Source organism: Pseudomonas sp. LAIL14HWK12:I7, assembly GCF_000483465.1.
Lineage (GTDB): Bacteria > Pseudomonadota > Gammaproteobacteria > Pseudomonadales > Pseudomonadaceae > Aquipseudomonas > Aquipseudomonas kermanshahensis.
Window position 1 is genome coordinate 1 of record NZ_AXYZ01000014.1, and the last position, 15,750, is coordinate 15,750.

At 61.8% G+C, this 15,750-nt stretch carries 2 protein-coding genes and 1 pseudogene (1 of these 3 only partly in view); all 3 read right to left on the reverse strand.

Annotation, left to right across the window (positions count from 1 at the left end):
- A partial coding sequence (locus D886_RS26985; RefSeq protein ID WP_177323895.1) for a non-ribosomal peptide synthetase occupies window positions 1-11,588 on the reverse strand: 11,588 nt, incomplete at its 3' end.
- 22 nt (window positions 11,589-11,610) lie between these two features.
- Window positions 11,611-14,964, reverse strand: coding sequence for a non-ribosomal peptide synthetase (locus D886_RS26990; protein ID WP_033694208.1), 3,354 nt, complete (start codon window positions 14,962-14,964; stop codon window positions 11,611-11,613).
- 145 nt (window positions 14,965-15,109) lie between these two features.
- Window positions 15,110-15,750: pseudogene (locus tag D886_RS0114335) on the reverse strand (non-ribosomal peptide synthetase); it runs 5,548 nt beyond the window's last position.

A 15,750-nucleotide genomic window follows, 5' to 3' on the forward strand; every position in this document is an offset into this window, starting at 1 on the left:
CCTACGCCGCCCAGGTACAGCTCGCCGGCACTGCCGCGTACTGCCGGTTGCAGGCTGCCTTCGAGGATGTGGGTCTTGAGGTTGTCGATCGGCTGGCCGATCGGCACGCTGATGCTCTCGTCTGGGCGGCAGGTCCAGTGGGTGACGTCGATGGCCGCTTCGGTCGGGCCGTACAAGTTGTACAGGCCGGCCGCTGGCAGGCGTTGCAGGGTCTGGCGCGCCAGCTCGGCCGGCAATGCCTCGCCACTGCACACCACACGCTTGAGGCTGCGGCAGCTTTCCACCGCCTCGTGGGTCATGAACGCCTGCAGCATCGACGGCACGAAGTGCAAGGTGCTGATGGCGTACTGGTTGATGGTGTCGACCAGCAGCTGCGGGTCGCGGTGGGCACCCGGCTGGGCCATGACCAGGCGCGCGCCGGTCATCAGTGGCCAGAAGAACTCCCACACCGACACGTCGAAGCTGAACGGGGTTTTCTGCAGCACGCTGTCGCTGGCGTCCAGGCCATAGGCTTTCTGCATCCACCACAGGCGGTTGACCAGTGCCTGGTGGCTGTTGCCGGCGCCTTTCGGGCGGCCGGTGGAGCCGGAGGTGTAGATCACATAGGCGAGGTTCAGCGGGGCTACGTCGATGCCAGGATTGGCATCACTGAAGCCGGTCAAATCCTCGACATCCAGATCCAGGCTGCGCAGACCAGCCGGGATCGGCAAGGCATCACGCAGGTGCGACTGGGTCAGCAGCAAGGCAATGCCGCTGTCTTCGAACATGTAGCTGAGGCGGTCCTGCGGGTACTCCGGGTCCAACGGCACATAGGCGCCACCGGCTTTGACGATACCCAGCAAGCCGATGACCATCTCCAGGCTGCGCTCCATGGCGATGCCCACCAGCACGTCCGGGCCCACGCCAAGTTCACGCAGTTTGTGCGCCAGCTGATTGGCTTTGCCGTTGAGTTCGGCGTAGCTCAGGGTCTGCTCACCAAACACCAACGCCGGGGCGTCCGGGGTGGCGAACACCTGGGCTTCGATCAGTGAGTGAATGCTGCGCTCATTCGGGTACGCCGCGACGGTGTCGTTCCAACCCTCGACCATCAACTGCCGTTCTTGCAGGTCCAGCATCGGCAGCTCGCCGACTGCGGCATCCGCATCCGCGACCAGTGCCTGCAGCAAATCCGCAAAGTTGGCCGCCAGGCGGCCAATGGTCTCGTCGCTCCACCGCGTACGGTCGTGGTTGTAGTGCATCGCCAGGCTGCTACCCAGCTCAACCACCAGGGTCAGTGGGTAGTTGGTTTGCTCCTGCACGGCCACGTTGCCAAAGCGCAAGCGGCCAGGCGCGCCTTGTTGCAGCGCCTCGGACACCGGGTAGTTCTCGAACACCAGAATGCTGTCGAACAGCGCGTCACCGCCCTGCCCGGCCCAGCGCTGCACGTCGTACAGCGGGGTGTGCTCGAACTCGCGCAACGCCAGGTTGCAACCCTGAACCTGGCCGATCCACTCGCCGACACCCTGCTCGGCACGGGGCGCACCAATCACCGGCAGGGTGTTGATGAACAAGCCGATCTGCTCCTCAACCCCGGCCAAATCCGCCGGGCGGCCGGCCACCGTGGCGCCGAAGCACACACTGGCCTGACCGGTACAGCGCTGCAACAGCAGCAACCAGGCCGATTGCACCAGGGTGTTGACGGTGACGCGGTTAGCCCGGGCGAAGGCTTCGATGCGTGCGGTCTGCTCGGCATCGAGGGCCAGGCGATGATCACCGTAGCCGCTGCCCGCATCGCCTGCGCTACCGGCAATGGCCTGGGCCAGGCGCGTCGGCTCGTCGAGCGCGGCCAGCTGGGCCTGCCAGAAGGCTTGGGCAACTGCCGTATCCTGACGTTGCAGCCAGGCGATGTAATCCCGATAGTGCGTGGCCTGGAACCCGGTCGTCGGGCCAGCATAACGCTGCAGGACTTCGCCCAGCAGGCGCGACGTGCTCCAGCCATCCATCAAAATATGGTGGTTGGTATAGATCAGGTGGTAACGGTCATCGTCAATACGGACCAGCACCAGGCGCAGTAGCGCCGGCTCATCAAGCGCAAAACCACGCTGACGCTCGTCTTCGGCCAATGCTTGCAGCGCCGCTTCGAGCGCTGGTGCTCCACGCCAGTCGTGCTCGCTGAACGGCAGCGTCACCTGCTTTCGGACCACCTGCATCGCCTGGTCCAGGTCCCCTTCCCAGACAAACCCGGTGCGCAGAATGTCGTGCGCATCCAACGCCGCCTGCCAGGCCTGCTTGAAGCGCTGTACATCCAGCCCCTCGACATCGACCCGCAACTGGTTGATGTAGTTACCGGCCTGTTGGTCGTAGAGCGTGTGGAACAGCATGCCCTGCTGCATCGGCGACAACGGATAGACATCGGCGATCGAAGCCGCCGCCACGGGCAAGTGGTCCAGTTGTACCTGGCTCAAACGTGCCAGCGGGAAGTCCGACGGGGTGAACCCGCGATGCCCGGGTACGCAGCAATGGGCAATCAACGCCTTGAGCTCTTCAGCGTACTCGTCGGCCAGGCGTTGCACTGTCGACGCATCGAACAACGCGCTGCTGAAGGTCCAGCCAAGTTTGAGCTCACCGGCATACACCTGACCGTTGATTGCCAGCAGATTGCTCAGTGGCGCGGCTTGGTCATGGGGGTCACCGCTGTACTCTTTAGCGGGAACGAACAGGCCTGCCTCATCGCCGAAGCTGCCGTCGAACTGGCCCAAGTAGTTGAAGACAATTTCACCCTGTGGCAACTGCGCCAGTGCCTGACGCTGTTCATCACTCCCCAGGAAGCGCAGCACACCATAACCAATGCCTTTTTCAGGCACCGCGCGCAGTTGCTCTTTGATCGCTTTGACCGAATCAGCCATGCCAGCGCTCGGGGTCAATTTCACCGGATAAACACTGGTGAACCATCCAACGGTGCGGGTCAGATCGAGGTCATCGAACACATCCTCCCGTCCATGCCCTTCCAAACGAACTACTACGTCCGGCTGCCCTATCCAGCGGCTAAGCACCCGCGCCAGCGCGGTCAGCAACAAGTCGTTGATCTGCGTGCGATAGGCCGCTGGCGCATCCTGCAAGAGCTGACGGGTGCAGGTTTTATCCAGGCGGGTCGTCACCGAGGCGGCATGCCTGACCAGGTTTTCGCCACCCGGATGGTCCACAGGCAACGACGCGCCTCGTGCCGTTTGCAGGCTACCTTGCCAATAGCTGACCTCATGCTCCAGCTCGACGCTGCTGGCATAGGCCTGCAAGCGTTGGGCCCAGGCCTGGAACGAACTGGTCTTGGCCGGCAAGCTCGGCGCTTGACCGGAACCCAGCGAGGCATAGGCCTGTTGCAAATCTTCCAGCAATACCCGCCATGAAACACCGTCCACGACCAGGTGGTGGATCACCAGCAGCAACCGCTGGCTACCATCAGGCAGCAACGCCAGCACCGCACGCATCAACGGCCCTTGTTCCAGGTCGAGGCTGCGTTGCGCCTCGTCGACAAGCCCGCGCAGCGCTTCGTCGTCGCGCAGCGTACGGGTCCACAACACCGCTGACGGCGCTGCTGTGCCGAAGCTGGCCGACCAATTGCCACCTGACGGTGCGAACTGCAAGCGCAGCGCATCGTGATGGGCAAGCAACGCGTGCAACGCCGCATTCAGTCGATCCGCTTCCAGTGCGGTATTCGGCGTGAGCAGCAACGACTGGTTCCAGTGATGGCGCTCGGGGATATCCGCATCGAAGAAGCGACGCTGGATCGGGGTCAGTTGCATGTCGCCCACGACCAGGCCTTGGTCGATGCTCAACCCTGCCGACAACCGGGCAACCGAAGCCAGCCCCTGTACCGTCTGGTGCTCGAACAACTCCTTGGGCGTGAATTGAATGCCGGCCTGACGTGCCCGGCTGACCACTTGCAAGGAAATGATCGAGTCGCCGCCCAACTCGAAGAAGTTGTCGGCCAGCCCCACCTTGTCCAGTTTCAATACGTCCGCCCAGATCACTGCAATCGTACGCTGCAGGTCCGTTTGCGGTTCGAGGTAGGCCTGCTGTAACAGGCTGGCATCCGCGTGTGGCAGGGCTTTGCGGTCCAGCTTGCCATTCGGCGACAGCGGCAGCTGATCCAGGAACAGCAAGTGTGCAGGCACCATGTATTCAGGCAGTGCGGCCTTGAGTTCGACCCGCAGGGCATCACGCAGCGTCGACTGAGTATCAGCGCCGCCTTGCACCACCGATGGCTCGGTCGGCACCACATAACCCACCAACTGGTGTCCCTGCGGCCCTGGCTGAGCCAATACCACGGCTTGACGCACACCTGGTAACGCCTGTAGGCGCGCTTCGATTTCACCGAGTTCGATACGGAAACCGCGAATTTTCACCTGATGGTCAATACGCCCGACGTACTCGACGACCCCATCGATGCGGTAGCGCGCCAGGTCACCGGTGCGGTACAGGCGCTCACCCTCAGGGGTTCCAAACGGATCGGGGATGAACCGTTCTGCCGAGAGCTGGGCCTTGCGGTGATAACCGCGTGCCAGGGCTTTACCACCGATGTACAGCTCTCCACAGACGCCAACCGGCACCGGATTGAGGCCCGAGTCGAGAATATGGATCCGCGTATCAGGCAGCGCCTTGCCGATCTCGACGTCGCCCTGCCGAACGCTCAAACGCTCACTGTGAGTCGCATTGATCGTCGCCTCGACCGGGCCGTAACGGTTGTAGATTGCCACGTGCGGCAAGCACTCCAGGGCCCTGTTGAGCAGGTCATGGGTGATGGCTTCGCCACCGGAGAACAAACGCTTCAGGCTGTGGCAGTGGGCAACGTGCTCCGCGTCGAGGAAACTTTTGAGCATGGACGGAATGAAGTGCAGGGTCGTGACGCCATGGGCACGAATCAGATCGATCAGAAGCGCCGGGTCACGCTGATCACCCTGCCGTGCCAGCAGCACCTTGGCACCACAGGTCAATGGCCAGAGCAGCTCCCACACGGACACGTCAAAGCTGAACGATGTTTTTTGCAGGACCACATCGTGCTCGTTGAGACCATAGGCGTTCTGCATCCAGCGCAGGCGACCACAGAGTGCTTGCTGATCAACGCCTGCACCTTTCGGTTTGCCGGTCGAGCCAGAGGTGTAAATGACGTAGGCCAGGTTCTGCGCGACGCTGGTTTGCGTCAGGTTCTCGCCCGGGTAACCTGCAAATTCATCGTGTTGGTCGACGACAACGCAGTGCATCCGTGCCGGCACCGGTACGTGCGCAACCGATGATGCCTGCGTCAGCAACAGCTGAATATCACTGTCCTCGAGCATATAGGCCAAGCGGTCCTGCGGGTAGTCCGGGTCCAGCGGCACATAGGCGCCGCCCGCCTTGAGCACAGCCAGCAACCCCACCACCATCTCCAGGCTGCGCGCCATGGCGATACCGACCAGCACATCAGGGCCTACACCCAGCTCACGCAACCGGCCTGCCAGTTGGTTAGCCCTGTGGTTCAGCTCGGCATAGCTCAACGACTGCCCCTCGAAAAGCACCGCCACGGCGTCAGGCGTCCGTGCTACCTGCGCTTCGATCAACTGGCTGACACTCAGCTCATCGATGCTGACGGCGGCCTGGTAGTTCCAGTCCGAGACCATCAGGCGTGCTGCTTGCGGATCCAGCAGAGGCAGGTCGCCCAGTGCCGTGGTGGCATTGTCGACGAGCGCCTCGAGCAGATTGGCGAAGTGGCTGGCGACCCCTTGGATCGCTTGCGTACTCCACAGCGTTCGATCATGGGTGTAGCGGACGGACAGCACATTGCCGAGCCCGATTGCCACGCTGAGGGGGTAATTGGTCTGCTCCCGGTTAGCCACTTCCCCAAACTGCAAGCCGGCCGGCGCGCCTTGCTGGAGGGCTTCGGACACCGGATAGCTCTCGAACACCAGGAGGTTATCGAACAGTGCCTCCCCGCCCAGGCCTGCCCAGCGCTGCACCTCGTACAACGGCGTGTGCTCGAACTCACGCAGGGCAAGGTTGCTCGCTTGCACTTGGCTGATCCACTCAGCCACCGTCTGCTCCACGCGAGGGGAACCGATCACAGGCAAGGTGTTGATGAACAAGCCGATCTGTTCCTCCACACCCGGCAGGTCAGCCGGTCGCCCTGCTACCGTAGCGCCGAAGCACACGGTCGATTGCCCCGTATAGCGGTGCAGAAGCAGCATCCACGCAGATTGCATCAGCGTATTGACCGTGACCCGGTTAGCCCGGGCGAACGCTTCGACACGTGCGGTCTGCTCGCGGTCGAAAACCTGGTGGAAGGCTGCGTGACCAGATGCCTGCTCACCCGGCGCCATGCGTATCGCATGCACCAGACGCGTCGGTTGTTCCAGCGCCGTCAATTGCTCCTTCCAGAAGGTTTCAGCGGCAACCGCATCCTGGCGCTGCAACCACGCGATGTATTCGCGGTAATGCGCGCTCTGGGTCGGCAGTGCCTGACCGGCATAGCGCTGCAGCACTTCCCCCAACAGACGCGACGTACTCCAGCCATCCATCAGGATGTGATGATGCGTGCATATCAGATGATGACGTTGCTCACCGGTACGCACCAACACCAGGCGCAACAAGGGGGCTGCATCCAGCACGAAGCCGCGTTGTCGCTCACGCTCGGCCAACGCGTCCAGCGCTTGATCTGCCGTTGGCTGATTGCGCCAATCCTGTTCAGTGAACGGCAGCTCGACGTGCTTGCGTACGATCTGCACCGCGTGGTCCAGGTCTCCCTGCCAGACGAAACCGGTTCGCAGAATATCGTACGCCCCCAGCGCGCCCTGCCAGGCATGCTTGAAGCGCTCCACGTCCAGCCCGTCCACGTCTACACGGAGCTGGTTGATGTAGTTGCCGGCCGACTGCTCGTACAGCGTATGGAACAACATGCCCTGCTGCATGGGTGCCAGCGGGTAGATATCGGCGATCTCGGCGGCGGGTACCGGCAGGCTGTCCAGTTCGGCCTGGCTCAAGCGGGCCAGCGGGAAATCCGAAGGCGTGACTCCGCGATTGGCCGCTTGGCAGCAGTGGGTGATCAGCGCCTTGAGTTCCTGGGCATACTCATCAGCCAAGCGCTGAATGGTCGACGCGTCGAACAGTTCCCGGCTGAAGGTCCACCCCATTTTCAGCTCGCCCGCATAGACCTGCCCGTTCAGTGCCAACAGGCTGCCCAAGGGCGCCTCTTCGCTTTGATTGGCCCCGCCATCCTCCTTGGCTGGCGTGAAGACGCTGTCTTGCTCCTGGAAACTGCCGTCGAATTGCCCCAGGTAGTTGAAGACAATTTCACCCTGCGGCAGGCTCTCCAGCACCTGCCGGCTGTCATCGCTGCCAAGATAGCGCAGCAGCCCGTATCCAATACCCTTGTTGGGGACTGCCCGCAGTTGCTCCTTGATGTCCTTGATCGAGCTGTCGAGTTGCGCCTGAGCGGTCAAGGTCACCGGATAGATGCTGGTGAACCAACCCACGGTACGTGTCAGGTCCAGGTCGTCGAACACGTCCTCACGGCCATGCCCTTCCAGGCGCACCAGTACGTTAGTCCGCCCGGTCCAACGGGCCACCACACGCGCCAGCGCTGCGAGCAGCAGGTCATTGATCTGGGTGCGGTAGGCCATGGGCGCTTCATGCAAAAGCTTGCGCGTCCACTGTGCATCCAGATGGGTGCTTGCGTAGGCGGCGTGCCTGACCTGGTTACCGCCTTGCAGATGATCACGGGGCAAATCGTCGTCAGCATGCTGCAACTGTGCGTGCCAGTAGCTCAGCTCCTGAGCCAGATCGGCGCTTTTGCCGTACGCCTGCAGTCGTTCGGCCCAAGCCTTGTAGGCGCTGGTCTTGGCAGGCAATTCGACAGGCTGGCCGGCCGAGACTGACAGATAGGCCTGCTGCAGATCCTCAAGCAGTACACGCCATGACACACCGTCAACGACCAGGTGATGGACCACCAACAGCAGCCGTTGGTCACCATCAGGCAACGTGCCCAGCAATACCCGCATCAAGGGGCCACCGAGCGTGAAACTGCGCTGCGCATCACTGGCCGCGCGCAAAAGCGCGTCCATGTCACTGAACGAGCGATGCCACAGCACGTCCTGGGTATCGACATCGTTGAACGTGCCTTGCCAACTTCCGCCTGCCTGATCAAAACCCAGGCGCAGCGCGTCGTGGTGCTGCAGCACGTGTTGCAGTGCGGCACCCAGATGCTGCGGGTCGATGCTTACGCTGGGTGCCAGCAGTACCGACTGGTTCCAATGCTCAGGCTGGGGCATCGCCTGATCGAAGAACCAGTGCTGAACAGGTGTCAGCGGCGAGGTACCGGTGACTGCGCCTTGGTCGATGACAACGTTATCGGCACAGCGCGCAACCGATGCCAAGCCTTGTACGGTCTGGAATTGGAACAATTGCTTGGGCGTGAACTGGATGCCTGCTTGGCGCGCACGGCTGACCACCTGCAAGGAAATGATCGAGTCGCCACCCAGCTCGAAGAAGTTATCGGTCAGCCCGACCTTTTCCAGTTTCAACACACCCGCCCAGACCGCAGCAATACTGCGTTCCAGTTCGGTACGAGGCTCAAGGTACTGGGCTTGGAACACGCTGGTATCGGGCTGTGGAAGCGCCTTGCGATCCAGCTTGCCATTGGGCGTCAGCGGCAACGCGTTGAGGAACACAAGCTGCGCCGGGACCATGTACTCCGGCAGGCTTTGCTTGAGCTGGCCACGCAACGCATCACGCAGCGCTGACTGCTGCTCGAGTGTGTGCATCACGGCATCATCGGCCGGTACCACATAGCCCACCAATTGCTTGCCACTTGGGCCATCCTGAGCCAACAGGACCGCTTCGCGGACGGCCTCCTGGGCCTGCAGCCGCGCCTCGATCTCACCCAGCTCGATACGGAAGCCACGGACCTTCACCTGGTGATCGATGCGACCGGCATACTCGATCAGCCCGTTTTCCTGGTAGCGGGCGAGGTCGCCGGTACGGTACATCCTGCCGCCGCCCTGCTCATCGAACGGGTCGGGAATGAAGCGTTCGGCTGTCAGGCCTGGGCGGCCGAGATAACCCCGTGCCAACCCCGCACCAGCCATGTACAGCTCGCCGTTTACACCTACCGGTACCGGCATTACCGCTTCACTCAGCAGATAAACCGCACTGTTGGCGATCGGCCGGCCAATGTTGGCTTTGCCATTGGCGCAACGCAGGGCAAAGGTGGAGTAGGTCGTGTCCTCGGAAGGGCCGTACAGGTCATACACCTGTTGCACATGCCCGGTCGCGTACAAGTCGTCGACCAGCGACTGCTTCAGCGCTTCCCCGGCAAGGTTGATGGTGCGAACGGTTGCCGGCAAGGCATCGGTCTCAAGCAGCATCTTGATTGCCGAAGGTACGGTGTTGACCAGGCGTACGCGGTCTTTGGCCGCCAGGTGTGGCAGCTCCAGCGCGTTGGCAGCAAGCACCGCGTAGCCTCCGGCCGACAGCGTGACGAACAGCTCCCACACCGACAGGTCGAAACAGATCGAGGTCGAGGCCAGCACACCGCACAGGTCCTCTTGGCTGTAAACCGTCAGTGCCCAACCAATCAGCGCCGTTACGTTGCGATGCTCGATCAGAACACCCTTGGGTTTGCCTGTGGACCCAGAGGTATAGATGCTGTAGGCCAAATTGCCCGGTTCGGTCAGGCAGACCGGATCGGTTACCGGGTATGCCTGCAGCGACAACTGATCCAGCAACAAAGTCCTGGCATGGAACTCCTCAGGCATGCGCGCAAGCAAGTGCGACTGGGACAACAGCAAGACCGACTGGCTGTCCTCGAGCATGTACTCGATACGGTCCTGCGGGTATTCAGGATCGAGCGGCACATAGGCGCCACCCGCCTTGAGGATTGCCAGTAGGCCAACCACCATTTCAGGGCTGCGCTCCATAGCGATGCCCACCAGCACATCCGGGCCTACCCCCTGCTCACGAAGCCTGTGCGCCAACTGGTTGGCCCGTTCGTTCAGCGTTGCATAACTCAACACCTGTTCGCCAAACAACAAAGCCGGGGCGTCGGGTGACACACGCACCTGAGTTTCGAACAATTGGTGCATGGCTTTATCGGCAGGGTAATCCGCTTGCGTGCTGTTCCAGTCGCTGATGACGCGTTGCTGCTCTTGCGGGCTCAGCATCGACAAGCCTGCAACAGGCTGGTGCGGCTGCCCTGCGATGCTGACGAGCAAGTTCAGCCAATGCCCTGCCATGCGCTCGATGGTGGCCGCATCGAACAGATCGGTCGCATACGTCAACGCCGCGCTGATACCCGCTTCGTGCTCGAACGTGTCCAGTGCCAGGTCGAACTTGGCCACATGGCTCTCAGCCGCCAACTCCTCCATCAGCAGGCCTGGCAGGTTGCGCCCTTCGCTTTTTTTGGTCTCGGTCTGGTGGTTGTACATCACCTGGAACAACGGGCTGTGGCTGAGGCTGCGCTCCGGCTGCAAAGCTTCGACCAGTTGTTCGAAAGGCAAATCCTGATGCGCCTGCGCGCCTAAAGCACGCTGCCTGACTTGCTCCAGCAGCTCGGTAAAGGTGATGCCCAGGTCGAACTCGGCACGCAGCACCTGGGTATTGACGAAGAAGCCCGCCAAGCGCTCCGTCTCGGCACGGTTGCGGTTGGCGATCGGAACGCCCACGCGGATATCCGCCTGCCCTGAGTAGCGGTGCAGCAGCGTTTGAAAGCTGGCGAGCAACAGCATGAACGGTGTCACGCCCTGCTGCTGCGCCAATTGCTTGAGCGAACCGACCAGTTCCCCGTCCAAAGGGATTTCCAACCGTGCGCCCTGTTGGCTGTGGACCGCCGGGCGAGGACGATCGGTCGGCAACTCCAGCACCGGTTGCTCATCACCCAACTGTGCTTTCCAGTAGGTAAGTTGCCGGTCCTGTTCACCCGCCTGCATCCAGGCCCGCTGCCAAATGGCGTAGTCGGCGTACTGGATCGGCAACGCCGGCAACTGCACGTCGCGGCCTTGGCTGAACCCTTCATAAAGCTTGACCAGGTCTTGCACCATCACCGGCAAGGACCACCCGTCAGCCACGATGTGGTGCAACGTCAGTGTGAGCACGTGCTCTTGCGCCCCCAACTGCAACAGCCTGGCCCGCATCAGTGGCCCATGCTCCAGGTCGAAGGGCAGCTGGGCCTCAGCTTCAAGGCAGGCACGAACAGAAGGCGCAGTGGCCTCGACAGGCTCCACGACCAGCGCGAACGGCATGTGCGGATGAAGGACCTGTACCGCCTGTTCACCCTCCAGCCGGAAGGTGGTACGCAGCGTTTCGTGGCGGTCGATCAACGACTCGAAACTGCGCTGCAAAGCGCTGATGTCCAGTGCACCGGTGAATTTCAAGGCAGCAGGAATGTTGTAGGCAGAACTTTGCGGCTCCAGCTGCCAAAGGAACCATTGCCTTTGCTGAGCAAAGGAAAGCGGTATCGGGTCGACATCGCCACGGCTCTGCGGGATCGGTAACTGCGCAAGGCTCATGCCCTTCGATGCGAGCTTTTCAAGAAAGAGCTTGCGCTGGGGCAGGGGCAGGCCAATGAAGCGTTTTACCAGTTCCAAGTTTCTGTTATCCGTTTGCATCTCAAACTGCCTCAAGCTCGCTCATGAAGTCCTGGAGGTCGTCCAGGTCTGCATCGGTATTGGTATTCAAGCCACTGATCATGGCTGCGTATGCCTGCAGGTTTTGGGCCTGGAACAGCAAGGCGAGCGGCAAGTTGATGCCCAGCTCAACCTGCAGGCGAGCCATCACCTGGGTCGCCAGCAAGGAGTGGCCACCCAGTTCAAAGAAGTTGTCGTAAAGGCCCACCTTGTCCAGCTTCAGCACATCGGCCCAGACCGCTGCGATCCGTTGCTCCAATGCACTTTGTGGCGCCGTGAACTGGCCCTGCAGCAGGCTGGCATCCGGTTGCGGCAGCGCCTTGCGGTCCAGCTTGCCGTTGCCGGTCAGCGGCAAGCTGGCGAGGAACAGCACCTGAGTCGGCACCATGTATTCCGGCAGGCTTGCCTTGAGCGCTTCGCGCAGGGAAGCCCGCAGCACAACCTGGCCTTCGAGGCTGTCCAGGACCGCGCTGTCGACGGGTACCACATACCCCACCAACTGTTTGCCATGCGGGCCATCCTGGGCAACCACCACCCCCTGGCGCACTGCGCCCTGCTCCTGAAGGCGTGCTTCGATCTCACCCAACTCGATACGGAAACCACGAATCTTCACCTGGTGATCGATGCGCCCCAGGTACTCGATCACGCCATCACCGCCATAGCGGGCCAAGTCTCCCGAGCGGTACAGGCGGCCACCGTGGCTATCGAATGGGTTCGGTACGAAACGTTCTGCAGTCAACGCCGGGCGACCGTGATAGCCACGTGCCAGGCCCTCCTGGCCAATCATCAGCTCACCCTGGCTACCGGGCACGATCGTGTTTAACGCGCCGTCCAGCAGGTACCAACTCAGGTCAGGAATCACCTCGCCAATCGGGCTGCTGCCAACCTGCTTGAGATCATCCCGACGGATTGGCCGATAGGTCACATGCACCGTGGTCTCGGTGATGCCATACATGTTGATCAGGCGCGGCTGGTGGTCACCGAAAACGTCGAACCAGGGCTTGAGGCTGCTCACATCCAACGCCTCACCGCCAAACACCACATGCCGCAGTGCCAGCTGGTTGCCAGCCTGCGCTGCGTTGCAGGCCAGCGGGATCAGTTGCTGAAACGCCGAGGGCGTCTGGTTCAGGACTGTGACCTGCTCGCTGACCAACAACGCATGGAAATCTTGCGGTGAACGCGCCACATCCCTCGGCACAATGACCGCCTTGCCGCCATACAGCAGCGCGCCGTACAGCTCCCACACTGAAAAGTCGAACGCGTAGGAGTGGAATACCGTCCATACGTCGCTGGCATCGAACCGGAACCAGTCCTGGGTCGCCGCGAACAAGCGCACCACGTTATGGTGCGCCAGCAGCGCACCCTTGGGTTTGCCCGTGGAACCCGAGGTGTAGATCACATACGCCAGGTTCTGCGGTGATACCACGCGATCCAGGTTCGCCTCGCTGTAGTCGGCCAGCGCCCTATCGTCCAGGTTCACGGTCTGCATGCCTGGCGTAATCGGCAAGGCATCGCGCACGTGGCTTTGGGTCACCAACAAGCCGATGGCACTGTCCTCGAACAGGTAGGCAAGGCGATCCTGGGGGTATTCCGGGTCCAGCGGCACATAAGCGCCGCCCGCCTTGAGGATGCCGAGCAGGCCGACGACCATGTCCAGGCTGCGCTCCACGGCAAGCCCCACCAGTACGTCGGGCCCGACACCCAGTTCGCACAGTTTGTGCGCCAAGCGGTTGGCGCGGCGGTTCAATTCGCCGTAGCTCAGTGTCTGGCCGGCAAAACTCAAGGCGGGTGAATTCGGCGACAACGCGACCTGGGCTTCGATCAACTGATGAAGCGTGTGCTCGCTGGGGAATTTCGCCGGGTTGCGGTTCCAGTCCTGAATGATTCGGGCCTGCTCCTGTTCTGCCAGCAGAGGCAGATCGGCAACGCGCTGCTGTGGTTCGTGAACAATCCCCTGCAGCAGGTTCAGCCAGTGCCGGGCCATGTGTTCGATAGTCTTAGCCTCGAACAGGTCAGTGGCATAGGTCAGCGCAGCACTGATGCCTTGCTCATGCTCGAAGGTGTCCAAGGTCAGGTCGAACTTGGCCGTGTGGCTGTCCCAGGCCAATTCTTCCATTTCCAGCCCCTGCAGACGGCGGCGCTCGCCTTTGGCCTGGGTCTGGTGGTTGTACATCACCTGGAACAAAGGGCTGTGACTGAGGTTGCGCTCGGTCTGCAGGGCCTCCACCAGTTGCTCGAACGGCAGGTCCTGGTGCGCCTGAGCACCCAGCACACGTTGCTTGACCTGTTGCAGCAGCGCAGTGAAGGTCATCTGCAGGTCGAATTCTGCGCGCAGCACTTGAGTGTTGACGAAGAAGCCGATCAGCCGCTCGGTCTCGACCCGATTACGGTTGGCGACGGGCACACCGACACGGATATCGCACTGCCCGCTGTAGCGGTGCAGCAATGCCTGGAAGCTGGCCAGCAACACCATGAAGGGCGTCGCGCCCTGTTGCTGGGCCAACTGCTTCAGCGCGCCAGCCAGCGTGCTGTCGATTGCCACAGTAACGCGGGCGCCGTGGTAGCTGCTGGTCGTGGGCCGCGGCCGGTCGGTGGGCAGCGCCAGCACGGGCTGTTCGTCACCCAGTTGCTCGGTCCAGTAGGCGAGCTGTCGCGCCTGCTCGCCGGCCTCCATCCAGTTTCGCTGCCAGATGGCGTAGTCGGCGTACTGCACCGGCAGCACAGGCAGCTCCACCGCCTGCCCTTGGCTGTAGCCTTGGTAGAGCTGCACCAGTTCATTGATCATCAGCGGCATCGACCAGCCGTCAGATACGATGTGGTGCAGGGTCAGCACCAGCACCTGTTCGCCCGGCATCAGCCCCAGCAACTTCACCCGCAACAGCGGGCCCGTTTGCAGGTCGAAGGGCAGATGGGCTTCGCGCTCGACGTGACGACGCACGCTGGCGTCATCGGCCTGCTCCAGCTGTTCGAACATCAATTCGAAGGGGGTGTGCGCATGGACCACTTGTATGGCCTGCTCGCCTTCCAGGCGGAAGGTGGTGCGCAATGTCTCGTGACGGGCGATCAACGCCTCGAAGCTGCGCTGCAGGGCAGCAGTGTCCAACTGCCCTTTGAAGCGCAAGACGGACGAGAGGTTGTACGCGGTACTCACCTCCCCCAGTTGTGACAGTATCCACAGCCGCTGCTGGGCATAGGACAGCAGTACCGGCTCTTCTGGATCCCTCGGGAAGATCGGCGTGACCCCATACAGGTTGACGCCTTGTTTCTTGAGCAAGGCTGCCAACGCCTTACGTTTTTGGGTGGACAACGATACGACCGTATCGAGCAGCTCTTGCACAGGGAATCTCCTAAGAAATCAGCTCTTCAATTTCCTCCGTAGGTAGACGATTGAGCACTGGCAAGGATTTAGATGGAAATTCGCGCCGCTTACCGTGTGGGCGCCGGTTGGCCGGCTCCCACACGGTCCCTGCTAAGTCAAAAAGCTAGGAAACCAGCTCATCGAGCTCTTCCGTGCTCAAGCTGTCGAGCAACGCCAGGGACTTGGCCAACTGGTCCTGGGTAGCGTCGATGACGGGCGCCTTGGTTTCAAGCTGGCGGCTGAAGTCAGCCAGGACAGGGAACTCGAAGAGCTCTTTCAGCTCGGCCGAAACACCGGCTTGCTCCTGGATGCGCACGATCACCGAAGTCGCCAACAGGGAATGGCCACCTAGCGCGAAGAAGTTGTCAGTGAGGCCGACCTTCTCCAGCTTCAGTACATCGGCCCAGATCGCTGCGATCTGTTGCTCCATTTCGGTCTGGGGTTCGATGTATTCGCCTTGCAGCAAACTGGCATCCGGTTGCGGCAGGGCCTTGCGGTCCAGCTTGCCGTTCGGTGTTACCGGCAGCTTGCTCAGCAACAGCAGGTGCGCGGGCACCATGTAATCCGGCAGCCCGGCCTTGAGGGCCTCACGCAGGCTGTCGCGCAACGCGGCCTCGTCTTGCGTGCTGTCGGCGGGTACCACATAGCCCACCAACTGCTTGCCACTCGGCCCGTCCTGGGCCAGCACCACCGCTTCCTGCACCGCTGGCAATTCCAGCAGGCGCGCTTCGATTTCACCCAGTTCAATCCGCAACCCGCGGATCT